General features: G+C 71.4%; 18 protein-coding genes, 1 tRNA gene and 1 pseudogene. 6 read left to right on the top strand and 14 right to left on the bottom strand.

Going from position 1 to position 21651, the window contains the following annotated elements:
• The first annotated feature begins 4 nt into the window (after window positions 1-4).
• Window positions 5-982 (top strand): ArsA-related P-loop ATPase, encoded by a 978-nt coding sequence (locus tag ABZ898_RS21215; protein ID WP_361660961.1) that lies wholly within the window; start codon window positions 5-7, stop codon window positions 980-982.
• Window positions 979-2337 (top strand): ArsA-related P-loop ATPase, encoded by a 1359-nt coding sequence (locus tag ABZ898_RS21210; RefSeq protein WP_361660958.1) that lies wholly within the window; start codon window positions 979-981, stop codon window positions 2335-2337. The genes ABZ898_RS21215 and ABZ898_RS21210 overlap by 4 nt, the downstream gene beginning before the upstream one ends.
• A 219-nt stretch (window positions 2338-2556) precedes the next feature.
• Here the strand turns inward: ABZ898_RS21210 and wblA are convergent, their stop codons facing one another.
• Entirely contained in the window at window positions 2557-2895 is a 339-nt protein-coding gene (gene wblA, locus ABZ898_RS21205; RefSeq protein WP_361660955.1) for a transcriptional regulator WblA, read from the bottom strand.
• Window positions 2896-3480: 585 nt separating this feature from the next.
• On the opposite strand from wblA, the gene ABZ898_RS21200 reads away from it, so the two are divergent.
• Window positions 3481-5760: a transglycosylase domain-containing protein gene (locus ABZ898_RS21200; protein ID WP_361660952.1), complete on the top strand. Its 2280-nt coding sequence runs from the start codon at window positions 3481-3483 to the stop codon at window positions 5758-5760.
• 63 nt (window positions 5761-5823) lie between these two features.
• Here the strand turns inward: ABZ898_RS21200 and ABZ898_RS21195 are convergent, their stop codons facing one another.
• Window positions 5824-6291, bottom strand: a complete 468-nt coding sequence (locus ABZ898_RS21195) for a GatB/YqeY domain-containing protein (protein ID WP_361660949.1) — start codon at window positions 6289-6291, stop codon at window positions 5824-5826.
• A 106-nt stretch (window positions 6292-6397) separates the two neighbouring features.
• On the opposite strand from ABZ898_RS21195, the gene ABZ898_RS21190 reads away from it, so the two are divergent.
• The 3 genes from ABZ898_RS21190 to ABZ898_RS21180 all read left to right on the top strand — a co-directional run bounded on the left by ABZ898_RS21190 (window position 6398) and on the right by ABZ898_RS21180 (window position 8349).
• Window positions 6398-7324: a metallophosphoesterase gene (locus tag ABZ898_RS21190; protein ID WP_361660946.1), complete on the top strand. Its 927-nt coding sequence runs from the start codon at window positions 6398-6400 to the stop codon at window positions 7322-7324.
• A 112-nt stretch (window positions 7325-7436) separates the two neighbouring features.
• Window positions 7437-8210, top strand: coding sequence for a Pr6Pr family membrane protein (locus tag ABZ898_RS21185; protein ID WP_361660944.1), 774 nt, complete (start codon window positions 7437-7439; stop codon window positions 8208-8210).
• A gap of 65 nt (window positions 8211-8275) precedes the next feature.
• Window positions 8276-8349, top strand: a tRNA-Pro gene (locus ABZ898_RS21180).
• 97 nt (window positions 8350-8446) lie between these two features.
• On the opposite strand, the pseudogene ABZ898_RS21175 reads toward ABZ898_RS21180, so the two are convergent.
• The 12 genes and pseudogenes from ABZ898_RS21175 to ABZ898_RS21120 form a co-directional block, all read right to left on the bottom strand.
• Window positions 8447-8713: pseudogene (locus ABZ898_RS21175) on the bottom strand (tyrosine-type recombinase/integrase); the annotation flags it as partial.
• A gap of 1089 nt (window positions 8714-9802) precedes the next feature.
• Window positions 9803-11977, bottom strand: a complete 2175-nt coding sequence (locus ABZ898_RS21170) for a VCBS repeat-containing protein (RefSeq protein WP_361660941.1) — start codon at window positions 11975-11977, stop codon at window positions 9803-9805.
• Between the two features lie 114 nt (window positions 11978-12091).
• Window positions 12092-14194: a PA14 domain-containing protein gene (locus ABZ898_RS21165; RefSeq protein WP_361660938.1), complete on the bottom strand. Its 2103-nt coding sequence runs from the start codon at window positions 14192-14194 to the stop codon at window positions 12092-12094.
• Window positions 14195-14314: 120 nt separating this feature from the next.
• On the bottom strand, window positions 14315-15493 hold the full coding sequence (locus ABZ898_RS21160) for a cytochrome P450 (RefSeq protein WP_361660935.1): 1179 nt from the start codon (window positions 15491-15493) through the stop codon (window positions 14315-14317).
• A complete protein-coding gene (locus ABZ898_RS21155) occupies window positions 15490-16713 on the bottom strand; it encodes an MAB_1171c family putative transporter (protein WP_361660932.1) in 1224 nt (407 codons plus the stop codon). Before ABZ898_RS21155 ends, ABZ898_RS21160 begins: the two co-directional genes overlap by 4 nt.
• Window positions 16710-17288: a regulator component gene (locus tag ABZ898_RS21150; protein ID WP_361660929.1), complete on the bottom strand. Its 579-nt coding sequence runs from the start codon at window positions 17286-17288 to the stop codon at window positions 16710-16712. The genes ABZ898_RS21155 and ABZ898_RS21150 overlap by 4 nt, the downstream gene beginning before the upstream one ends.
• Window positions 17289-17632: 344 nt before the next feature.
• Window positions 17633-18088 carry a helix-turn-helix transcriptional regulator gene (locus ABZ898_RS21145; protein ID WP_361660926.1) on the bottom strand — a complete coding sequence of 152 codons (456 nt, stop codon included), beginning with the start codon at window positions 18086-18088 and terminating at the stop codon, window positions 17633-17635.
• A 393-nt stretch (window positions 18089-18481) separates the two neighbouring features.
• Complete coding sequence (gene crcB / locus ABZ898_RS21140; protein ID WP_361660923.1) at window positions 18482-18856, bottom strand: fluoride efflux transporter CrcB; 375 nt, start codon at window positions 18854-18856, stop codon at window positions 18482-18484.
• On the bottom strand, window positions 18853-19227 hold the full coding sequence (locus tag ABZ898_RS21135; protein ID WP_361660920.1) for a DUF190 domain-containing protein: 375 nt from the start codon (window positions 19225-19227) through the stop codon (window positions 18853-18855). The genes crcB and ABZ898_RS21135 overlap by 4 nt, the downstream gene beginning before the upstream one ends.
• Window positions 19224-19706 (bottom strand): CrcB family protein, encoded by a 483-nt coding sequence (locus ABZ898_RS21130; RefSeq protein WP_361660917.1) that lies wholly within the window; start codon window positions 19704-19706, stop codon window positions 19224-19226. Before ABZ898_RS21130 ends, ABZ898_RS21135 begins: the two co-directional genes overlap by 4 nt.
• A gap of 164 nt (window positions 19707-19870) precedes the next feature.
• Complete coding sequence (locus ABZ898_RS21125) at window positions 19871-20623, bottom strand: TIGR03943 family protein (protein ID WP_361660914.1); 753 nt, start codon at window positions 20621-20623, stop codon at window positions 19871-19873.
• Window positions 20620-21627 carry a permease gene (locus ABZ898_RS21120; RefSeq protein WP_361661257.1) on the bottom strand — a complete coding sequence of 336 codons (1008 nt, stop codon included), beginning with the start codon at window positions 21625-21627 and terminating at the stop codon, window positions 20620-20622. Before ABZ898_RS21120 ends, ABZ898_RS21125 begins: the two co-directional genes overlap by 4 nt.
• Window positions 21628-21651: the final 24 nt, after the last annotated feature.

Raw genomic sequence — 21651 nt, 5'->3', positions numbered from 1 at the left:
AGACGTGAGCAGGCTCCAGGTCGTCAGCGGCAAGGGCGGGACCGGAAAGACGACGGTCGCCGCCGCCCTAGCGCTGGCTCTCGCCACCGAGGGGAAGCGGACGCTTCTCGTCGAGGTCGAGGGCCGGCAGGGCATCGCACAGCTCTTCGAGACCGAGGCGTTGCCCTACGAGGAGCGGAAGATCGCCGTCGCTCCCGGAGGGGGAGAGGTCTATGCCCTCGCCATCGATCCCGAACAGGCCCTTCTGGACTATCTCCAGATGTTCTACAAACTCGGCAGCGCGGGCCGCGCGCTGAGAAAACTCGGCGCCATAGACTTCGCCACCACCATCGCGCCGGGACTGCGTGACGTCCTGCTGACCGGCAAGGCGTGCGAGGCGGTGCGCCGCAAGGACAAGAGCGGAGAGTTCCTCTACGACCACGTCGTGATGGACGCGCCCCCCACCGGCCGCATCACCCGCTTCCTCAACGTCAACGACGAGATGGCGGGCCTCGCCAAGATCGGCCCCATACACAATCAGGCGCAGGCCGTGATGCGGGTGCTGAAGTCGCCGGAGACCGCCGTGCACCTGGTCACGCTGCTGGAGGAGATGCCGGTCCAGGAGACCGCCGACGGCATCGCCGAACTGCGCGCGGCCGGGCTTCCGGTGGGCCGTGTCATCGTGAACATGGTCCGCCCCGAGCTGCTCGACGCGGCCGAGCTGGATCTGGCGCGCTCCGTGCCGCACAACGCGGTCGCCCGCGCGCTGTCCTCGGCGGGTCTCGGCGGGGCGCGGCGCGGCGGGCACGCCGAGCGGCTGGTCGACCCGCTGCTGACGCAGGCCGCCGAGTACGCCGAACGGCACACGCTGGAGCGGGAGCAGCGCGCGGTCCTCGACGAGCTGGGCCTGCCGGTGGACGAGCTGCCGCTGCTCGCCGAGGACATGGACCTCGCCGGTCTGTACGAACTTGCCACCGAGTTGCGGAAGCAGGGGTTGTCATGAGTCCGGACCCGCAGACCGCCGCCGACCCGGACGCGCGCTCCGGCCTGTCCCCGGCGGAGACCCTGCACGTGGACCCGCTGCTGGACGACCCCCGGACCCGGATCGTGGTGTGCTGCGGCTCCGGCGGCGTCGGCAAGACCACCACGGCGGCCGCGCTCGCGCTCCGGGCCGCCGAGCGGGGCCGCAAGGTGGTCGTCCTCACCATCGACCCCGCCAAGCGGCTGGCCCAGTCGATGGGCATCGACTCCCTCGACAACGTGCCGCGGCGGGTCAAGGGCACCGAGGACCGTCGCGCGGATGCGCCGGGCGAGCGGGCCGAGGCCGGCGAGCTGCACGCCATGATGCTCGACATGAAGCGCACCTTCGACGAGGTCGTGGAGGCGCACGCGGACCCCGAGCGGGCGGCGCAGATCCTGGCGAACCCCTTCTACCAGACGGTCTCCGGCGGCTTCGCGGGCACGCAGGAGTACATGGCGATGGAGAAGCTCGGCCAGCTGCGGGCCAAGGACGAGTGGGACCTGATCGTCGTCGACACCCCGCCCTCCCGCAACGCGCTGGACTTCCTCGACGCGCCGAAGCGGCTGGGCTCGTTCCTGGACGGCAAGCTGATCCGGCTCCTGACCGCTCCGGCGAAACTGGGCGGCCGCGCGGGGATGGCGTTCCTGAACGTCGGGATGTCGATGATGACCGGCACCCTGGGCAAGATCCTGGGCGGTCAGCTGCTCAAGGACGCGCAGACGTTCGTCTCCGCGATGGACACCACGTTCGGCGGGTTCCGCACCCGCGCGGACGCCACCTTCAAGCTGCTGCAGGCGCCCGGTACGGCGTTCCTGGTGGTCGCGGCCCCGGAGCGGGACGCGCTGCGCGAGGCGGCGTACTTCGTCGAGCGGCTGGCGGCGGAGAAGATGCCGCTGGTCGGCCTGGTCCTCAACCGCGTCCACGGCAGCGGCGCCACCCGGCTGTCGGCCGAGCGGGCGCTCGCCGCCGCGGAAAATCTTGCCGGCCCCGGCATTGTGGATCAGGAGGACGGGAAGGCTGACGTTCGTAACTCCCCCGAAAAGGACGGAAGTTCAGATTCCGCCCCGGTCGGCTCCACCTCTCCGGCTCCTGACGACGGCTCCCCCGCCCCGGACCCGGACCGGTCCGTGGACGACCTGACCGCGGGTCTGCTGCGGCTGCACGCGGAACGCATGCGGCTGCTCGCGCGCGAACAGCGCACGAGGGACCGTTTCATCAGCCGCCACCCCGAGGTGGCCATCGTGGAAGTGCCCGCGCTGCCCGGCGATGTGCACGACCTCACGGGCCTGCGCGACATCGGCGACCTCCTGGCGGCCGGGCACACGGAACTGTCCTAGCGGCGGCGGCCCGGCCCCCGGGCCCCACGGCATGCCGTAGACCGGCATGCCCGCGCGCCTGTTCGTCCCTGTGTACGGCGGCACAGCACGGCACAGGCGGGCGCACCCGCCCACCGGCTCCCCGCGCGGCATCGCCGTGCGGCGGCCGTACCGGCTACGCCGACGTCACCCCCGACGGCCTCGCCCCCGATGCCCCCCGGCCTATGCCGACAGAAGCCTTCAGCTCACGGCGGCGTAGTTCTCGTACACCTCGTCGTCGTCGAGGGACACCATCCCGGTGCCGCGCTCGTACTCCGAGCGTGCGGTCTCCAGCAGCCTGCGCCACGAGCTCACGGTGGGACGCCGGCGCAGCAGCGCCCGGCGTTCGCGCTCCGTCATGCCTCCCCACACGCCGAACTCGACGCGGTTGTCCAGCGCGTCGGCCAGGCACTCGGTGCGTACCGGGCAACCGGTGCACACCGCCTTGGCCCTGTTCTGCGCTGCTCCCTGCACGAACAGTTCATCCGGATCGGTAGTGCGGCAGGCAGCCTGCGCACTCCAGTCGGTAACCCAGCCCATACCGGCGCCGTCCTCTCCCGAATCGAGGCTCCCCCACGGCGGCAGCGGCATATTCACCGCCGCCAGTTGAGGACGTTACGGAAGGCGCGGACAGCGCAACACCCCCTTCGGGCCCAATCTTGAATGGCCCGAACGGACTATGGGTAAGCGGCAGATCACCCGGAGGAGTGAGCTGGCGACATGCGTGATCATCCCGGCAAAGCGGGATGGTTGTGGTGCGGCACATGGGGCGCCGGGTGACACACGAGGCGGATTCGGACACGTCCCCGGTGAGAAGTCGGGGTACTCCGGAACGATTCGGGGTCGCCGGACGTATTGCTACATGGCCGCGCCGCTGTGACAGTTGAGAGCAGCTTAGGCCAATGCCTGTGCGTGTGTCCGGCGAATGACAACCTCGGCCCCCGCTTTGCCGTGCCGTGACGCACCCGGCGCCCGTCCGGCATGCCCCGGCGCGCCCGACCGGCCCCCGCACGACCCGGCCGGAGGCCGTCCGCCACCCGACCGGACGTCACGATCCTGCACCCGTACGCCCTGAGGGCCCGTCGCTCCCCCGGAACGCTTATCACTACGGATTAGGCTGCCCCCATGCCAAAGAAGCGCTCGGGCGGTGGTCTGTCGACGACGCAATCGGCCGCCAAGTTCCTCGGTGTCAGTGTGCTCGCGGGGGCGGTCATGGCGGGCATCGCGCTGCCGGCCGCCGGGGCGCTGGGCCTGGCCGCGAAGGGGTCGGTGCAGGGCTTCGACGAGATCCCGGCCAACCTCAAGAGCCCCCAGCTCAGCCAGCGCACGACCATACTGGACAGCCGGGGCAACCAGATCGCCAGCGTCTACTCCCGTGACCGCACGGTGGTGGAGCTGAAGGACATCTCGCCGTACATGCAGAAGTCCATCGTCGCCATCGAGGACTCGCGCTTCTACCAGCACGGCGCCATCGACCTCAAGGGCGTGCTGCGCGCGCTGAACAAGAACGCGCAGAGCGGGGGCGTCGCCCAGGGCGCGTCCACCCTCACCCAGCAGCTCGTGAAGAACTACTTCATCGAGGAGGCCGGCGACGACCCGACCAAGGTCGCCCAGGCCACCCAGCAGACCCTCGGCCGCAAGGTCCGCGAGCTGAAGTACGCGATCCAGATCGAGGAGAAGCTCGGGAAGAAGAAGATCCTGGAGAACTACCTCAACATCACCTTCTTCGGCGAGCAGGCGTACGGCGTCGAGGCCGCGGCCCAGCGCTACTTCTCCAAGCACGCCAAGGACCTCAACCTCCAGGAATCCGCCCTCCTCGCGGGCATCGTGCAGTCCCCGAGCCGCTACGACCCGGTCAACGACGAGGCCGAGGCCACCAAGCGGCGCAACACGGTGCTCCAGCGCATGGCCGAGCTGGGCGACATCTCGCAGGCCGAGGCCGACCTCGCGGGGCAGGCGCCGCTGGGGCTGCACGTCAGCCGCCCCAAGAACGGCTGCATCACCGCGACCCGCGACTCCGGGTTCTTCTGCAAGTACGTCGAGAACGTCTTCCTCACCGACCCGGTCTTCGGCAAGACCCGCGAGGAGCGGGCCAAGGTCTGGAACAAGGGCGGCCTGACGATCCGTACGACGCTGGACCCGCAGGCGCAGAAGTCGGTGCAGGACTCGCTGAAGGACCACGTCTACAAGTCCGACTCGGTCGCGGCGGCCGCGACCCTGGTGCAGCCGGGCACCGGCAAGGTGCTGGCGATGGGCCAGTCGAAGCCGCTCGGCTACGCCAAGGACGAGACGGAGTACAACTTCTCGGTCGACCGGGACCTGGGCGGCTCCAACTTCGGCTTCCCGACCGGTTCGACCTTCAAGCCGTTCGTGGCGGCGGCCGCGATCGAGGGCGGCAAGCCGCCGACCCAGGCGTACTCGGCGCCGTACAAGATGAACTACCCGAGCCCCGTCCAGCGCTGCGGTGCCACGCCTTACCGCAACACCGAGAAGGAGACGGTGGAGAACGAGAACGAGTCCGAGAAGGGCCCGTACCGCATGAAGGAGGCCATGGCCAAGTCGGTCAACACCTACTTCGTGCAGCTCATCTCCGACATCGGGCTGTGCCCGGTGGCCAAGATGGCCGACAAGCTGCACGTCGTGCAGGGCGACGGCTCCAAGCTGCCGCAGGAGCCGTCCATCGCGCTCGGCTCCATCGGCCTCTCCCCGCTGACCATGGCCAACGCGTACGCCACCTTCGCCGCGCGCGGCATGTACTGCACTCCGGTCGCCATCGAGTCGATCACCGAGCGGTCCGGCGACGAGGAGAAGTCGCTGCCCGTGCCGAAGTCGACGTGCTCGCGCGCGATGAACGAGAAGACGGCGGACACGGTCAACACCCTGCTCCGGGACGTGATCGACTCCGGCACCGGCCAGGAGGCGGGCCTGAACGACCGGGACAGCGCGGGCAAGACGGGTACGACCGACGAGCGGAAGAACGCCTGGTTCGTCGGCTACACCCCGAACATGTCCGGCGCGGTCTGGGTCGGCAGCGCCCGGCAGGACGTGAAGATGATCAACATCACCATCGGCGGGTCGTACCACCCCCTCGTCTTCGGCGGTGGCGTGCCGGGTCCGATCTGGCGGGACGCGATGTCCGGCGCCCTCGTGGGCAAGGACGCGCCCGACTTCAACACGATCGACATCCCGGACGACGAGGACCGGGGCGACGGCCGGCGCGAAGGTGACGACGGCGGCCGCCAGGGCACTCCGGGCGGCGGCCTCATCGGCGGCCTCTTCGGCGGGCTGACCGGCGGCTTCGACGGCGGCAACAACGGCCGCCCCGGCGCCGTCCAGCCCAAGCCGAAGCCGAAGACGCCGGGGAACCTGCTGCAGGGGAACACCAACGGCGGACGCCGGAACTGATCGCCGCGCTCACGGCAGTGGGGCCGCACCTTGATCGACAAGGTGCGGCCCCACTGCCGTCTCTCAGCCCTGGAGCTGCTGCTTCACGATCGCGGCGACCCGGCCGCCGTCGGCCTGCCCGGCCACCTTGGGGTTCACGATCTTCATGACGGCACCCATGGCCCGCGGCCCCTCGGCGCCGCCGGCCTTCGCCTCCTCGACGGCCTGGGCCACGATCGCGGTCAGCTCGTCGTCGGAGAGCTGCTTGGGCAGGTACGTGGCGAGCAGCTCGCCCTCCGCCTTCTCGCGCTCGGCCTGCTCGGGACGGCCACCCTGGGCGAAGGCGTCGGCCGCCTCGCGCCGCTTCTTGGCCTCCTTGGTGATCACCTTGAGGACCTCGTCGTCGGACAGCTCGCGCTTCTCCTTGCCCGCGACCTCCTCCTTGGTGATCGCGGCGAGGGTCAGCCGGAGCGTCGCGGAGCGCAGCTCGTCACGCTCACGGATCGCGGAGTTGAGGTCGTCGTGGAGCTTCGACTTGAGGGTGGTGGTCATGCAGCGATTGTCGCAGGTGCGTACGGCCGAACGCCCCCTGATTAAAGGGCCTTGATCAGGGGGCGCCCGCTCTTGAGGCTCCGGCGGCGTCTGACACGATGGGCGTATGCGCGCGCGATACGGAGTACCCCTGGGAATCATGGCGGCCGGTGCCGCCGGAGTGGCGTACGCGGCGGGCTTCGAGGCCCGCTCCTTCCGCCTCCGACGAGTGACCGTGCCGGTCCTCCCGCCGGGCATGCGTCCGCTGCGGATGCTTCAGGTCTCCGACATCCACATGGTGAGCGGCCAGCGCAAGAAGCAGCGCTGGCTGCAGTCGCTGGCCGGGCTGCGCCCCGACTTCGTGATCAACACCGGCGACAACCTCTCCGACCCCGAGGGCGTCCCGGAGACGCTGGACGCGCTCGGGCCGCTGATGGAGTTCCCCGGCGCGTACGTCTTCGGGTCCAACGACTACTACGGCCCCAAGCTCCGCAACCCCGCGCGGTACCTGCTGGAGAAGGCGAGCGGCAAGCACGGCCTCAACGGCAACGCGCCCGCGGTCGGCGTGGTCCACAACCCCTGGGAGGACCTCAGGGACGGCTTCGACACGGCGGGCTGGCTGAACCTGACCAACACGCGGGGCGTGCTGAAGGTCGAGGGTGCGTCGATCGAGCTGACGGGCCTGGACGACCCGCACATCAAGCGCGACCGCTACGCCCGCGTGGCCGGCGGCCCCTCCGGTACGTACGACTTCTCGATGGGCATCGTGCACGCGCCGTACCTGCGCACCCTGGACGCCTTCACGGCGGACGGCTATCCCCTGGTCCTCGCCGGACACACCCACGGCGGCCAGCTCTGCATCCCCTTCTACGGCGCGCTGGTCACCAACTGCGACCTGGACACCGACCGGGTGAAGGGGCTGTCCACCCACACGGCCGACGGCAACACCTCCTACCTGCACGTCTCGGCCGGCTGCGGCACCAACCGCTACACCCCGATCCGCTTCGCCTGCCCGCCGGAGGCGACGCTGCTGACGCTGGTGGAACGGGCGTAAGCCGTCGCGGGGTGCGGGCCCTGTCCCGGGGTGCGTAGCCCGTCCGGAGGTGCGTAACCCATCCGGAGTGCACCGAATGGCCGCATTTCGCCCTCCTGCCTAGCGTGAGGGCATGACCGCACCGATACCGCCCATTCCCAGGGAGATCCCGGATCTGCCCGCGATCCCCTGGGAAAGCACCCCCGTGCTGCAGCCGTCCTACGTCCCGGTGTCGGCGGTGGTGGCCCCGGTCCGCCGCCCCCTGGTCGCCGCCTTCCGCCTGCTGACCGCGCTGCTGGCGGCGGGCGGAGTGGCCCTGGAGATCCTCCTGGCCGGCCCGGCCCGCGCGCTGAGCTACTTCAGCGTGCAGAGCACGGCCCTGCTGGCGGTGGTCATGCTCGTCGCGGCGTCCCGCTCCTGGCGCCCGCGCCGCGCACTCCCGGCGTCGGTCACCGGCGCGGTGCTGCTGTACGTGGTGATCGGCGCGGCGGTGTACCACGTACTGCTGGCCCACACGACGCCCCCGTTCACGATGACGGGCGCGACGACGCCGCCGGCCCGCTGGCACGCCCAGTGGGCGGCACTCCAGGTCCTGCACACCCTGGTCCCGCTGGCGGCGGTACTGGACTGGCTCCTGCTGACCCCGGCCTCACGGATGCACCTGCGCCAGGCGGCGGCGTGGCTGCTGTTCCCGCTGGCCTACCTGATCTTCACGCTGGGCCGGGCGATGTTCGTCCCCACGTCCTCCCCCGCCCGCTACCTCTACCCCTTCCTGGACGTCACGGCCCACGGCTACCGGCACTCCCTGGCCAACGCGCTCCTGATCGGCCTGGCGATCTACGCCTCCGCGCTGGCCCTGATCATCCTCGACCACGCCCGCCCCACCCCGGTCCGCCGCCGCGTCTGAACCGGATTTCGCCTCCGGCCCCCGGTGGGCTAAAGTAAACGACGTCGCCGCGACAGCAGCGACATCGGGGTGTAGCGCAGCTTGGCAGCGCGCTTCGTTCGGGACGAAGAGGTCGTGGGTTCAAATCCCGCCACCCCGACAGCTGAAACACCAGGTGAGGCACCTAGGAGCGTTCCTAGGTGCCTCACCTGTTTCTGCTTGCGTGTCTATCTGAGTGACTACCGCTTTCCGCGTGCCTACGGCCGCCGTTCCTGCGTGCCAAAGATGCCGTCCATGACCACGGCACCGGTCTGGATCACGGGCCGGATCCGCTTCCGGTAGACCTCCTCTGTGACGGCGGTCCCGGAGTGCCCGACGAGCCGGGAGATCTCTTCCAGCGGGACGCCCCGGTCAGAGAGCAGGGACACGAAGCTGTGCCGGAGCTCCCTCGGCGTCCACTCCTCGGCGTGGATCCCGTCGATGCCCTTGAGCGCCTGGCGGAAGGCGCGGCGGACGTTGGCGGCGAGCTTCAGCCACCCGATACACGGTGGCCACCGAGCAAGTCGTTCTGTACCTTGCCCCCATGACCCACAACCGAAGGGGCAATGCCGCGTAGGCGCCCGTCAGCCCTGCGGGGCGACCTTCCTAGCCGCCGGCCGAGGCAGCGACGGTACCCGTTCATTGATCGCCTCTCCGGATCTTGCACTGCTGACATACGGCGGCTTGAGAGGACCCGTTTCTGGCCCGAAGCCACGGAAGAGGCGTTCTGGCACTGGAAGGCCCTGGCCCACGGCCCTCTCAGACAGCTTGCGGACCCACTAGGTCCTGACTGCGGCATCCTTGAGTGCGGGTGTTACGGCGTCGACTTCCGCGGTCACCTTGAAGCCGTGATTCACGCCCTGCCGAGGAGGAGCGCGCGTGAGTTGCGGGCCCTGGTGCGGGCCCTGGACGTGAAGATCCTGGCCAGGGCCAAGGTCATCCCGGCTGACAGTCTGGACGCGCCATGGTGGCGAGGTCGGCTCTAGGAGCATGGACGGCCGTCTCAGTTTCCGTCTCATTCAGCCCCGTCCACGATCGTTCAGGCGAGTCCTGAAGCCGTACCCGCATCGGCGGCCAGCCGCCAATGAACGCAGGTGAACGCCCCCGCACGCAGCCCGCGACCCCACCAACACAGTTGGAAAGCGTGCGTCTGCCCATGGGGAAGGGGGTGCGCGGTCGGCGCTGGCAGGTCATCCGCTGGCCATCGACGAGGCCCGACCGTCGGTGAGGTCCCGGACGTTCTCCGGGCCGCCCCCAGACAGGCCGGGGATGCAAACCATTCTCTTCAGAGCTGGAACCCCCGGAAGCCGACCGCGCGTTTGAGACCATAGACGCCGGCACGAACAACGGGCTCGCCGACGAACAACGGCGGACGAGCGCGGACGTCAGCGGACCATCAGCGCGGGTGAGTGGCGCGTCTATCCAAGGCAGTACCAGCGCCCGAGTTGCTTCGGGACGCAGAGGTCGTACGTTCAAATCCCGCCACCCCGACCGCCGTACAGCAAAATCTGAGGGCCCTTACCGGATCGGTAAGGGCCCTCAGGTGTTCCCGGGGGGGGCCGGGCTTCGGGGCGTCAGGAGATGCGGATGCCGGACCAGTTCGTCGTCTTGCCCGCCTGTGTCCGGTTGTCGAAGCCGCCGTGGCCGTTGCCTCGGTTCAGCCAGGCGTGGCCGTCGTTGTCCAGGGAGATCAGGTCGGGCCGGCCGTCTCCGGACAGGTCGAGGCCGCCGACCACGTCCTTGTAGGAGGTGCCCCAGTCCTTGAAGACGAGCGACCGGGACGTGAACGTGCCGGTGCCGGTGCCCCTGAACCGCCACAGTTCGTTGGACGCGTCGACGGCCAGCAGGTCGTTCTTGCCGTCGCCGTCCAGGTCCCCGGCGGCGATCAGCCTCTTGTACGCGCCGAAGCCGGACCCGGCGAGTGCGCGGGCCTTGAAGCCGCCCGCGCCGTTGTTCGCGTACACGTACAGCTTACCGGTCGAGGCGGACCGGGTCAGCAGGTCGGCCCGCCCGTCGCCCGTCACGTCGCCGGGCGAGAGGACCGCGTCGTAGCCGCTCCAGTCGGAGGAGACCTTGACGTGGGACGACTGCTGGTCGGGCAGCCCGCCGCAGACCGTCGGGTAGACGCGGGCCTCGCCGTTCGGGTAGCGGACGAACACGTCGTTGCAGCGGTCGCCGTCGAGGTCGCCGAACGGCAGCACGAGCGTGCCCGTCGGCCAGCTGCTCGCGCGCTGCCCCGCGGACAGCTTCGTCGCGTCGCCCGCGTACACCTTCAGCGCGGTGCCGTCGCGGCCGAACAGGTCGGCCTTGCCGTCGTCCGTGTGGTCGCGCCACACGGGCGAGGTACGGCTGGTGGTGGTGGCCTCGTAGACGCCGTCCAGGGCGAAGCTGTTCGTGGCGGTCAGCTTGTACTCGTCCCACAGCGCGACGGGCCGGCCGAGCGCGTCCGCGGCCACCTGGGGCGCCCCGGTGAACTGGGCACTCGTCGCGCTCAGTCGCCGCGGAGCGGACCAGGTGCCGCCCTTGAAGACGGCGGCCATCGCGTACTCCGCGCCCGAGTAACCCTCCCGCCACGTCACCGTGACCGTGCCGCCCGAGGTGGCGGCGGCGTCGACCGCGCTGACCTTCTTGTGCGTGGAGAAGGGCTGCGTGTACGGCTGCCAGGTGCCGGTGGCCGCCGAGCGCACCGCGTACCAGGGGCCGGTCGAGTATCCGGTCCCGCCGGCGACGAAGAGGTCACCGTTGGGCAGGTGGACGGGCGCCCCCATCCCGGACGTGCTGCCGGAGACGGCCGCGGACCGCGGGGTGCTCCACTGCGTGGCGCCGCCGGACCGGTGCGTGTGCATGAGGTGCGCGGTGTCGTCGTAGAACACGTCGAAGCCGCCCTGCGGATCGGCGAACGCCTTCGGGCGCGCCAGGTCCACGCCCGGGACCGGGAAGCCCTGGACCGCGGTCCAGGCGGACGCGCCGGGGGCCTTCTCCAGGGCGACGACGGCCTTGCTCGCCTGCCACTGCCACACCAGCAGGGCGGTGCCGTCCTTGGCGACCGCCAGGTCCATGCTGGATATGTCCCGGCTGCCGGACGGGGGCTGCGCGTTGAGGTCGGCCGGTGCGGTCCACGCGGCCCGCGGGCCGGCCTTCTCCGCGGACTTCACGACACCGGAGACCGACCAGACGGCGACCAGCCGGCCGTCGGGGGCCGCCGCCAGGTGGTGGTAACCCTTCTCGGGGACCGCGGCGATGTACTCGGGCTCGGAGAAGGCGGTCGCGCCGGGCGCGAGGGTGGCCACCTTCAGCCAGTAGTTGTCGTGGTCGTCGGCACGCTTGGCCCGCCAGACCAGGCGCACCGAGCCGTCGCCGAGCGGGACGAGCTCGGTGTTGTACCCGCCGGCGTCCGGCCAGGTCTGCGGGGCGAGCCAGCCGGTGCTGCCGGCGGGCCGGATGCGGGTGGAGCGGGAGAGCCCGTCGCCGGTGAGGGAGACCAGGGCGCCGTTCCCGGCCGACTCCAGGGCGTTCACCCCGCCCGAGGCGGAGACGGGGTCGGGGTTCGGGGCGTGCGGGGTGCGGGTCCCCCACGGGCCCGGCGCACGCGTCTCGACGGCGGCCGGGGTGGTGCCGCCGACCGTGGCGGTGGTGCCGGTGGCCGCGGCCGTGAGCGTGGTGTGGGCGGCGGCGGCCGGGGCCGCGGCAGCCAGGGCGAGGACGGGAGTGAGCGCGATGCCGAGCACCGCGCGGAACTGCGAAGTCATGTAAATGCCCCCAGGCAGGGCGTACCCGATGACACGGATACGCCGATGTGTTCGATCAAGTCAGGCGCGGACGCTGGTGTCGTCCGCGATCCGCACCGTGGTGTGGTCCCGTCGTCAGTCCGCCGCCACCGCCGTCTCCGCCGCCCCCGACTCCGTCCCGTCGTCGAAGACGATCGTCACCCGGTAGAAGGTGGTCGTGTGCTGGGGGAGGTGCATGTCCGCGTAGCCGTTGTCCGTGCGGGGCAGCGGGGTCGTGGTGAGTCTGTCGAAGGTGTGGGTGGTGGGGTTCCAGCGGTGGACGTTGAAGCCGATGGCCTTGCGGCCGGGCTGGTCGGCCTCGGGGGACAGGATCCAGGGGACCCAGGCGGTGTCGCCGTGCCACTGGGCGCCGAGCGAGGTGAAGGGGGCGCCGGTCGCGGCCGGGGTCGCGGTGGCGTCCGGGCCGAGGTCGGCCTCGGTCGTCTCGGTGACCGTGGCTCCGGTGTCCGGGGTGAGCGCGTTGCCGTACTGGTCGACGGCGATGACGCTGTAGCGGACGTGCTCGCCGTCGGCGACCGTACGGTCGTGGTGGTGCGTTCCGGTGATCACCCGGGCCCGGAGGGTCACGGGGTCGATCAGCGGCTTGTACGTCCACTCGCCCTCGCTGAGCGTGCCGCGCAGGATCTCGTAGTGGTCGAGGCCGGGGTCGCCGCTCGCGTCCCAGTCGAGTGTGACGCCGTTCGCCTTCGGTGCGGCGGTCAGGCCGGTCACCGCGGGCGGTGCGGTGGTGTTGCCCTGGACCTGGACCTCCATGTCCACCGACGGCGTGCCGTGGCACCCGGCGCGGTCCACGGCCACGACCCAGTAGTGGTAGGTGCCCGGCTGCGGGGCCCGGTCGGTGAAGGAGGTGCCCCGTACGTGCTCGCCGACGAGATCCCCCTGCATCTTCGTCCCGGCGGGGCGGGGGTTCTTCGACCGGTAGACGCGGTAGCCGTCGAAGTCGTGCGTCGTGGCCTGCGACTCGTCCCAGGTCAGCGTCACCCCGGCCTCGCTCACCGAGGCGCGGGCGTTGAGCGCCGTCTCGTCCGGGGCCGTCTCGTCGCGCGTCATGAACTCCTGGCTCGCGGCGGACGGCGCCGACTCGTTGCCGTGCGTGTCGACGGCGGTGACGACGTAGTGGTACCAGTCACCGGTCCTCGGCGGCGCCTCCTCGTACCAGGAGCTGGTGCGGAGCGTGCCGCCGCTCACCAGGTTCGCCGGGGTGGCGGCCACCGTCCAGGTGGTGCCCCGGTAGACGCGGTAGCCGGCGAGGTCGGGCTCGGTGTTCCCGTCCCAGTAGAGGGAGACCTTCTCGACGTCGCCCATCGCCCAGTTCCGGTCGACGCCCTTCGGCGCGGCCGGTGCCTTGGTGTCGGTGGTGGTGATGCCCATGTCCGCCGTACCCGCCGACTCGTTGCCCTGCTTGTCGACGGCACGCACCTCGTAGTAGTAGACCGAGCCGTCGCGCGGCAGGGAGGTGTCCTTGTACGAGGTGGCGGTCGTCGTCGCGAGCGGCTTGCCGGGGTACGACGTGCCCTTGAGGCGGCGGTAGACGCGGTAGCCCGCGAGGTCCATCTCCTTGTTGCGGCCCCAGGCGAAGGTGGCGTTGTACGAGGAGTACGACAGGGTCGGGGCGGTCGGGACCAGCGGCTTCACCTTGTCGGTACCGGCCGTGGTGCGCGGGCCGTACGTGAACTTGACGTCGGCGGAGCCCGTCCAGTTGACGTGGTCGACGCGCAGGGTGTGCGTGCCGGACGGGACGGTGAGGTTCACGGTCTTCGACCGGGTGGCCAAGACGTCGCTCCAGAGGTCGATCTTGCGCACGCCGTCGAGGTAGACGCGGACGCCGTCACGCGCGGCGGCGGTGAAGGTGAAGGGGCCGCCGGAGCCGAAGTCCCGGGTCACCGTCCAGCGGACGCCGAAGCGGTCCGAGGGCAGACCGGACGCCGGGGCTCCGGTACCCCAGTTCTGGTCGACGGCGGAGTCGCAGTCCGTCTTCCTCGGCGTCCCGGAGAAGCTGGTGTTCGCGTAGAACGTCCGCTTGAAGACGGGGGAGGCACAGGTCACGGCGGCTTCGGCGGTACCGGCCGTGAGGCCGGTCAGGCCACCGGCGGTGGACAGCACGACACCTGCGGCCAGCGCCTGGGCGGTACGACGGCCGAGGGGCTGGGCGGGCCGGGGGCGCATGGGTCGCTTCATGCCTTCCTTCACTCTTGATCGGCGGCGGCAGCACCGGGCACGGCCTCCCACCGACGATCAAGACCTCGCCAGGCCGCGGATAGTTGTACACCGGCCGGCCACGAGTTGCCCGGCACCGCCTCACACGAGGAGCGGGAGGGCGGTCAGGCCGCGCATCAGGCGGGTGTGGCGCCACTTCAGGTCCTCGGCGGGGACCGCGAGCCGGGCCTCGGGGAAGCGGGAGAGGATCGCGCCGAGGGCGAGTTCGGCCTCCGCCCGTGCGAGGGGTGCTCCCAGGCAGCGGTGGATGCCGTGGCCGAAGGCGAGGTGTCCCGTGGCGCTCCGGTCGAGGTCCAGGCGGTCCGGGTCGGGGAAGCGGGCGGGGTCGCGGTTGGCGGCGCCGGGCGCGATGAGGACGGGCACTCCGGCGGGGATCACCGTGCCGCCCAGCGTGAGTTCCTCGGTGCTGTAGCGGAACGTGGCGATGCCGACGGGGGAGTCGAAGCGCAGCAGTTCGTCCAGCGTGCCCGGCAGCGACTGCGGGTCCTGCCTCAACCGGGCCGCCGAGTCGGGGTGTTGCAGCAGGGCCAGCGCGGCGTTGCCGATGAAGTTGGTGGTGGTCTCGTGGCCCGCCACGAGCAGGAGCACCGCGATCGACACCAGCTCGTCCTCGGACAGCCGGTCCTGGCTGTCGCGTACGGCGACGAGGTCGTCGAGCAGGCTCTCGCCGGGCGACTTCCTTTTCGCGGCGACCAGTTCGGTCATGTAGTCGCCGACGGCGTGGGAGGCGGCGTCGATCCGCCCGGGCTCCCCGGCGGCGAACAGCTCGCCCGACCAGCTCCGCAGGAGCGCGCGGTCGGCCTCGGGCACCCCGAGCATCTCGCAGATGACGGTGACGGGCAGGGGCACCGCCACGCTCTCCACAAGGTCCACCGGCCCGTGCTCCGGCCAGGCGGCGAGGAGTTCACCGACCAGCCCGGCGATGTACGGCCGCAGCCGCGCGACGGCCCCGGTGGTGAACGCCTTCGTCACCAGCGACCGCAGGCGTCCGTGTCGCGGGGGGTCGGTGGCGAGCATGTTCCGGGACACGGCCGGATGCAGGTCGCGCTGTGACGGCCGGCCCGCGAAGAAGCGGGCGGTGTCCTTGGAGAGCCGGGGATCGGTGAACGCCTGCCGGGCCTCCTCGTAGCCGGTGACCAGGTAACTGTGGTGTCCTCCCGAGCCGGTGGGCACCTTCCGTACCGGGGCGGCGTCCCGCAGGAGGGCGTAGGTCGGGTACGGGTCGGCGAAGAAGCGCGGGTCGCGCAGCGGGTCGGTCATGCCCGCGCCCCCGTCCCGGCGGGGTCCGCCGTCGCGGTGACCGTGCCGACGAGCCCGCTGTGCGCGTAGGCGCGGGAGACCAGGAGCAGCCACTCCGTCTCCGCGTGGAGGTTGCCCGCCCGGGCCGGGCCTCCGGGGGTCGGCGGCGCGACCTCCCTCCTCGGCTCGCTTCCGTCCTTCTTCGCCGCTACGGCGGCGCGCAGCACGGCTGCCTCCACGATCGCCTCCCCTTCTGTCGTACCGGCCAGGCCCCGCTCGGCGACCGCCGCTCCGGCCCGCCCGAGGACGTCCGGGGAGCGGTGGGGGCGCAGGGCGAGGACGGCGTCGTTGATCTCGATCACGCGGCGGTGGAGGAAGAAGTCGGAGTCGGCGGCGTGGTCCTGGCCGTCGAACTCGGCCGGGGCCAGGACGACTTCGGGAGTAGCGCCGGTGGTGTGCTCCCACAGGGGGCCGAGCGCGGCGTACGACCGCGCCTCCCACCGCCGCCGCAGGAACTGGCTGACGGGCCAGACCACCGCGGGCAGGGTGAGGCCCAGGGTGATGAGGAGGACGGCCAGGGCGGGCGCGGTCACGCTGAACACACAGCGGCCGGGGGTCACCGGCGTCGAGCACCGGGCACCCTGCGGGACCAGCCCCAGTCCCAGCCCTACGGACACCAGGGCGAACACCTTGTACGCCGTGTACAGCAGGGCGGACACGCAGCCGGCCGCCGTGACCCGGAGTCCGATGCGCTGGCTGCGGCGCCGTGAGCGGTGGGACTGCCGCCAGGTCTGGAGGCAGAAGTCCTTGGCGGTGGCGCCCAGGTAGGTGATGTAGATCAGCACGTAGAGCGCGTACAGCTGCGGCGAGCGGTCGTTCAGCTGCTCGGCGGCGAACAGCGCGGTCATGCCGGCGACGGAGACGCCGAGGAACAGCACCCGCAGGCGGATGCTGCGCCGGGCGTCCTCGGGCTCCAGGTTGAGCTGGAGCATGAACGCCAGTACGGAGGTCGCGGCGGCGAGCGTGAAGGAGTTGCTGAGCAGCCGGCCCACGTGCGGCACGACGCTCTCGGCGGCGCTCTCCACGAGCGGGGTGTAGGAGAGGAAGGCGAAGGCGAAGGAGACCAGCAGCGCGGCCATCGCCCACGTGCCGGTGGGTCTGGGCCCGCCCCGCCCGCGCAGCCAGTAACCGGCGGCGGCGAGCAGCACGGCGGCCACCCCCGAGAACAACAGGGTGATCATGGGTGCCGCCGGCCTCTTCTGTCGGGTCTGTCGTGTCTGTCAGGGCTGCCGGGTCTGCCGCCCGGTCTTCTGCCGGGCTCGGCGAACAGGGCCTCCCAGCGCTCGGCGCCCCTGGCGGGCGCGCTGGGGGGAAGTACGCGTCCGCGGTAGATGTGCTGCCGGATGACGGTCGCCATCATCTCGGCCTCGCGCTCGTCGTCCGTGGAGTAGCCGGTACGGCCGTTCATCCGCCGGACGAGGGTGGGGTCGAAGCCGATGGCGCGGAACGCCTCGGGGTCCAGCTCCAGACTGCCGGGGTGGTCGCAGATGATGTGGCTGACCTCGTGCGCCAGGATGTGGTTCTGGTGCAGCGCGGACGTTCCCTCCTCGTAGAAGAGGAGGTCGGCCTCGGGGGTCTCCAGGCGGATTCCGCACGGCGCGTCGATCGCGCCCAGCGTCCGCAGCGGCCTGAGGACGATCGGCCTGCCCCGCTCGGCGGCCACGGCGTCGCAGAGGTCCCGGGTGCTGAACCGGTGGGGCAGCCGCAGGGCGGCCACGCGCTCCTCGCACGCGGTGCGGAGCCGCTCGAGGTCCATGGTCGGTCCTGACGTCGCTCGGGCGCGGGTCGGACGTACGGCGGCCGCGACGCCCGGATGGGATCTGCTGATCCGGAAGCCCCCGCGCCGGATCACCCGAAGCTTAGACGAGTGTTCGAGCACGCTCCAGGGAAGCGGCGGTCTAGGGCCTGTCCGGCGGATCAGGGTGCGGGTGAGAAACGGTGCCCGTCGACCCAGGTGAGCGGGGTCTGGTGCGTGCAGCTGCAAGGCGGAGGAGGGAGTCGACGCGGAGCGGTGGGGGTCCCCCCTGCTCGAGCGAAGTCGAGAGCTTGGGGGAGGGCGTGCCAGACCCCGCGTCCGCGCCGTGATCCGCCGGACAGGCCCTAGTCGTCCAGGTCGAGGCCGTCCGCCACGGTCTCGCCCGGCAGCCCCTCCAGGACACGGGCCTGCTCGATCACCGCCGCGACCATCTGGAGGGTCTCGGTGCTCAGGCCGTTGGCGCGCAGGGCGACCGTACGGACGTCGCGGTCGCGCATGGCGGCGAGCACGGCGATCTCCGCGCGGGTGCGGTGGGCGGCCTCCTCGTCGACGAAGTAGCCCGCGGGCACACCGAAGAAGTCGGCGAGGGCCTTGATGGTGTGCCGGGTCGGGTTCTTCTTCGCGCCGGTGCGCAACTGCTGGATCGCGCTGGCGGTGAGCCCCTTGCCCTGACCTCCCGAAGCCTCCTGGATGCCCTCGGCGACCTCGGCGTACGTGTAGGGACCGCGGTTGTCCGGATGGACCTGCCTGAACAGGTAGTCCAGCAACTCCGCGAAGCTGCGCGGCTCGTCGTCAGTCACGTCCGGCACGTCCTTGTCGTGATCGTCCCCTCGTCCACTCTGGTGCGTGTTCGGCGGGGAGCACCCTGGTGTGCGCACCACTGTAGTTGCCCAACACCCGCAACCAGGGTGTACGTTCTTGGTGGAGCTGCTCGCACCAGAGTGTTGTGTCGCTGGTCAGAAGCTTCTTCATTGGCCTGGGCTGTGCACGACACCAGGCACGGGGCCGGGTTCGACGGGGGTGAACCCGGCCCTCATCCATGCGGGTTCCGGAGCCCGAGATGAATTCATCGATGAGGTCGGCCAGTTTTGCTCTTTCGTCCACGACACCCGGCGGCCGGCCGAGGAGTTGGTTGAGGAGACGCGCGAGCCAGGACACAGGGGGCATCGTACGAGGCCCGCCCCACCCTCTCCTCAGCCCCAGACCGCCTCCGCCAGGGCCGTGCCGACGAAGGCCGCGCCCAGGCCCGCGACCACGCTGGCCGTCACGTTGGCCGCGGCCAGGAACCTCGCGCCGTCCTCTGTGAGACGGAGGGTCTCGTAGGAGAAGGTGGAGTAGGTGGTGAGGGCGCCGCACAGGCCCGTGCCGACGAGGAGTTGGACGTGGGGGGAGGCGGCGCCGGCCGTCGCCGCGCCGGTCAGCAGGCCGAGGACGAGGCAGCCGAGGACGTTGACGGTGAAGGTGCCCCAGGGGAAGACGGCGTCGTGGCGCTTCTGCACGGCGCGGTCGGTGAGGTAGCGGAGGGGCGCTCCCGCCGCGCCTCCGAGGATCACCAGCAGCCAGTTCACGCGTTCCTCTCCTTGCCCGGACGGCCCGTGTGCCCGCCCCCGTACCGGATGACCCGGCACTCGTCCAGGACCACCAGCCCCGACTCCACCAGCCCGTCCAGTTCCGGCAGGAACGCCCGTACGCGCTCCTCGGTGTCGACGATGACGATCGCCACCGGCAGTTCCTCGTTCAGGGAGAGCAGCCGGGCGGTGTGGATCAGGGAGGACGCGCCGAAGCCCTCGATGCCCCGGAAGACGCTGGCGCCCGCGAGGCCGGCCGCGTGCGCGCGGTGCACGATCTCGCTGTAGAGCGGCCTGTGGTGGTACGTGTCGTGCTCGCCGACGATGATCGTCGCCCTGAGGGCGTCGCCGGCCGGACGTGTCGTGGTCATCGCTGCCTCCAGGCCAGGACGCGGCGCGTGAGGGCGACCGCGAGTCCGACCGAGCCGAGGGCCGCGAACAGGGTCGCGGCCAGGTAGGCGAGGGCGGTACGGGCCTGACCCGCGGCCGTCAGCCGCTCGATCTCGACGGCGTACGTGGAGAACGTGGTGAAGCCGCCCAGCACGCCGGTGCCGAAGAACGGCCGTACCAGCCGGTGCGCCGTCCACACCTCGCTGATCAGCACCATGAAGACGCCGATGACCGCGCAGCCGGTCGCGTTGACCAGCAGGGTGGTCCACGGGAAGCCGGGGTCCGCCACCGGCCACAGCAGCGACGCCGCGTACCGGAGGGTCGCGCCGATGGCGCCGCCGAGCGAGACCGCGGCCACCACCGGGCCCTGGCCCCGCCAGGCTTCCTGCCACTGCGCGGGGGCGCGCAGGTCGATGTCGGGGTCCACGGGTTCGTTCGTGGAGGGTCGTGGGGGTGTCATGGGCGTACGTCTCCTACTCGCCGGGGCCCGCGCAGGCGGGCGCGCTCCATCGCAAGTAGGGACTGTCGGCGGCCTCGATGCCGCGGTTCGGGTACGGCGAGCCCCACCGCCGCGCCGCGCGGTGAGGCGCGGACAGCCTCCAGAGTATCGCGGTGGGCCAGGAGCTAGGAGGGGGTGAGAGGGAGGTCGTCCGTGTAGGCGTTGACCGGCTGGGGGATGGGGCGGGTCTCGTGGACGTCGAGGGCGGCCTCGGCGGTTCTCGTGCCGAGCCGGCCCGCCGGGTGCCAGGTGCCGGTGACCGCGAGCCAGGTGTCGGCGGGCGGGGCGCCGGTGCCGTAGACGCGGACCTTGACCGTCTGGGAGTCGGCGGCGCAGCAGGTGAAGATGATCCGGGTCAGGTACCAGCCGCCGCCGGACGCGGCCGGGGTGACGAAGCCGGTGAGCCGGACCTGCCGTCCCTCGATCGCCCGCGTGGGGTCCTGCTGGACGCGCCGGGTGAAGCCGGTGAGCGTGAGGGGCAGCGGGGAGGTCGCGGGCAGCGGGGGGAAGCGTTCCCGTGCGGTGGTCGTGACCGGCTTCCCGGCGGAGTGGGCGGCCGTGTACGCGCCGAGCGCGGGCGGGGCGAACGCCAGCAGGCTCACGGCGGGCAGGGCGAGGAGCCAGGCCACCGTGGGGGCGGCCGAGTGGTCGTGCCCGTGTTCATGGGCGTGCGCGTGCGCGTGTCCGGCGGGCTCCGGCCGGCGCAGGTCGGCGTACGCGTTCACCGCGGCGAGGAGCAGCAGGACGGCGCCGGAGGCGATCAGGACGGGGCGCAGGTCCTCCTTGACGTAGCGCAGGTAGAGGTCGGTGAGGAGGGCCGTGTGCAGCAGGCCGGCGCCGATGAGGGCGAGCAGGGCGGTCTGGGCGAGGCGTCTCACAGCAGCAGACCTCCGGTCAGGGCGCTGGCGGCGATCGCGACGACCGTGGTCGCGGCGGAGAACCGTACGGCGAAGGCCCGGCCGAAGGTGCCCGCCTGAAGGGCGATCAGCTTCAGGTCCACCATGGGGCCGACCACCATGAAGGCGAGCCTGGCCGTGGGGGAGAAGCCCGTGAGCGAGGCCGCCACGAAGGCGTCGGCCTCCGAGCAGACCGCGAGGAGTACGGCGAGTCCGGCGAGGAAGAGCACGGAGAGCCAGGGCGAGCCGGAGAAGGCGTCGAGCACGGAACCCGGCACGGCGACGTTGAAGGTGGCCGCGGCCATCGCGCCGAGCACCAGGAAGCCCCCGGCGTGCAGGAAGTCGTGCTGGAAGCCCTGGCGGAACTCGGCCCAGCGGCTGTGGCCGTGCTGGTGGCCGGTGTGCCGTACGGCCGGGCGCAGCCACTTCTCCTTGCCGAGGCAGAGCCACAGCCAGCCCATCACGGCGGCGGTGGCCAGCGAGGCGGCCAGCCGGGCGGCGACCATCGCGGGGTCGCCCGGGAAGGCGACGGCGGTCGCGGTGAGCACGATGGGGTTGATCGCGGGCGCGGACAGCAGGAAGGCGAAGGCGGCGGCCGGGGTCACCCCGCGCCGGATCAGGCTGTTGGCGACCGGCACGGACGCGCACTCGCACCCCGGCAGCACCGCGCCCGCGATCCCGGCCACCGGTACGGCGAGCGCGGGCCGCCTGGGCAGGACGCGGGTGAACAGGTCGGCGGGGACGAAGGCGTTGATCGCGCCGGAGAGCACGGTGCCGAGGATCAGGAACGGCAGCGCCTGCACGGTGATCGCCAGGCAGACGGTGCGCCACGCCTGGACGGCGGGCCGGTCGAGCACCCCGGCGCGGGCGAGCAGCAGCACCGCGATCCCGGTGGCGGCCGCCGCGGTGAGGGCTAGGGCCTGTCCGGTGGATCTTCGTGGAGCAGCCCGCGGCGTCTGGTGCGTGCTCTCGGCGTGCGCCCGGATCTCCCTCGTACTGGATGTACTTGG

This window comes from Streptomyces sp. NPDC046860, assembly GCF_040645115.1.
Taxonomy (GTDB): domain Bacteria; phylum Actinomycetota; class Actinomycetes; order Streptomycetales; family Streptomycetaceae; genus Streptomyces.
Note: the sequence above shows the minus strand (reverse complement) of the source record. Positions and strands in the feature narration are given on the sequence as shown.

What these genes read in the sequence shown, in the direction of transcription:
- ABZ898_RS21150 (WP_361660929.1), bottom strand. Translation starts at nt 17,288, where the DNA reads ATGGACCTCGAGCGGCTCCGCACCGCGTGCGAGGAGCGCGTGGCCGCC.
- ABZ898_RS21165 (WP_361660938.1), bottom strand. Translation starts at nt 14,194, where the DNA reads ATGAAGCGACCCATGCGCCCCCGGCCCGCCCAGCCCCTCGGCCGTCGT.
- ABZ898_RS21135 (WP_361660920.1), bottom strand. Translation starts at nt 19,227, where the DNA reads ATGACCACGACACGTCCGGCCGGCGACGCCCTCAGGGCGACGATCATC.
- ABZ898_RS21170 (WP_361660941.1), bottom strand. Translation starts at nt 11,977, where the DNA reads ATGACTTCGCAGTTCCGCGCGGTGCTCGGCATCGCGCTCACTCCCGTC.
- ABZ898_RS21195 (WP_361660949.1), bottom strand. Translation starts at nt 6,291, where the DNA reads ATGACCACCACCCTCAAGTCGAAGCTCCACGACGACCTCAACTCCGCG.
- ABZ898_RS21185 (WP_361660944.1), top strand. Translation starts at nt 7,437, where the DNA reads ATGACCGCACCGATACCGCCCATTCCCAGGGAGATCCCGGATCTGCCC.
- ABZ898_RS21190 (WP_361660946.1), top strand. Translation starts at nt 6,398, where the DNA reads ATGCGCGCGCGATACGGAGTACCCCTGGGAATCATGGCGGCCGGTGCC.
- ABZ898_RS21130 (WP_361660917.1), bottom strand. Translation starts at nt 19,706, where the DNA reads ATGACACCCCCACGACCCTCCACGAACGAACCCGTGGACCCCGACATC.
- ABZ898_RS21210 (WP_361660958.1), top strand. Translation starts at nt 979, where the DNA reads ATGAGTCCGGACCCGCAGACCGCCGCCGACCCGGACGCGCGCTCCGGC.
- ABZ898_RS21200 (WP_361660952.1), top strand. Translation starts at nt 3,481, where the DNA reads ATGCCAAAGAAGCGCTCGGGCGGTGGTCTGTCGACGACGCAATCGGCC.
- wblA (WP_361660955.1), bottom strand. Translation starts at nt 2,895, where the DNA reads ATGGGCTGGGTTACCGACTGGAGTGCGCAGGCTGCCTGCCGCACTACC.
- ABZ898_RS21160 (WP_361660935.1), bottom strand. Translation starts at nt 15,493, where the DNA reads ATGACCGACCCGCTGCGCGACCCGCGCTTCTTCGCCGACCCGTACCCG.
- ABZ898_RS21155 (WP_361660932.1), bottom strand. Translation starts at nt 16,713, where the DNA reads ATGATCACCCTGTTGTTCTCGGGGGTGGCCGCCGTGCTGCTCGCCGCC.